Source organism: Streptomyces massasporeus (genome assembly GCF_014648995.1).
Classification (GTDB): Bacteria; Actinomycetota; Actinomycetes; order Streptomycetales; family Streptomycetaceae; genus Streptomyces; species Streptomyces massasporeus.
Window position 1 is genome coordinate 1 of sequence record NZ_BMSE01000071.1, and the last position, 703, is coordinate 703.

2 protein-coding genes are annotated in these 703 nt (G+C 69.1%); both read right to left on the bottom strand.

Annotated elements, in window-relative coordinates:
• Window positions 1-16: 16 nt before the first annotated feature.
• Complete coding sequence (locus IE153_RS41280) at window positions 17-331, bottom strand: hypothetical protein (RefSeq protein ID WP_189594811.1); 315 nt, start codon at window positions 329-331, stop codon at window positions 17-19.
• A complete protein-coding gene (locus tag IE153_RS41285) occupies window positions 328-597 on the bottom strand; it encodes a hypothetical protein (RefSeq protein WP_189594812.1) in 270 nt (89 codons plus the stop codon). Before IE153_RS41285 ends, IE153_RS41280 begins: the two co-directional genes overlap by 4 nt.
• Window positions 598-703: the final 106 nt, after the last annotated feature.

The following is a 703-nucleotide window of genomic DNA, read 5'->3' on the forward strand; positions in this document are numbered from 1 at the left end:
TTCGGCTTCTCGGCGCTCACTGACCCTCACCGTCCTCGCGCTCCGCCTTGAGACGGGCGATCTCCTCGCGAGCGGCGGCCAGTTCGTCCACAGCGGTGCGCTCCCGCTCGACCTCGCCGACGATGGTGTTGCGCCATTTGGTGACGCCCTTCAGGAACGCCTCAGCGACCTGCACCCGCTCCTCGGGGCTGAGCCTGTCCGGCATCTGCAGCGCGATGTGCCCAGGGCCATGCTGGCCGTCAGGCTCGATGTACAGGACCGGGCACGGGACCCTGCTCCCCCGCACGTTGGTGCGCGGCTCCAGGAAGATGGTGATGCTGTAGTTGCTCATCGCTGGCCCTCCATGGCCTCGTATGCGGCGCGGGCTTCACGGTCGGCCACCAGGGCGGTCCACCAGCAGTAGAAGAGGGCGTCTCGGGCGGCCGGCTTCTCCTGGTCGGGGAGCATGTCCCAGGCGATCTGGCCGATGTCTTCCGGCGTGTAGCCCTCCGGGCACTGCTTGCGGAGGAACTCCTCCGCCTCGTTCCAGGCGGCCTGGAAGGCGGACAGCTGCGGGAGCTTCGCGGTGAGCTCGTCGAACGGGGTCAGGTCGTTCATCGGGCCGCCTCCTCGGAGTCGGCGGCGCGCTTGGCGACCTTGGCGAGCTTCGCGGCGAGGATGTCGTCCGGGTTGCCGTCGGCGACGGAAACGAGCGCCACCATCG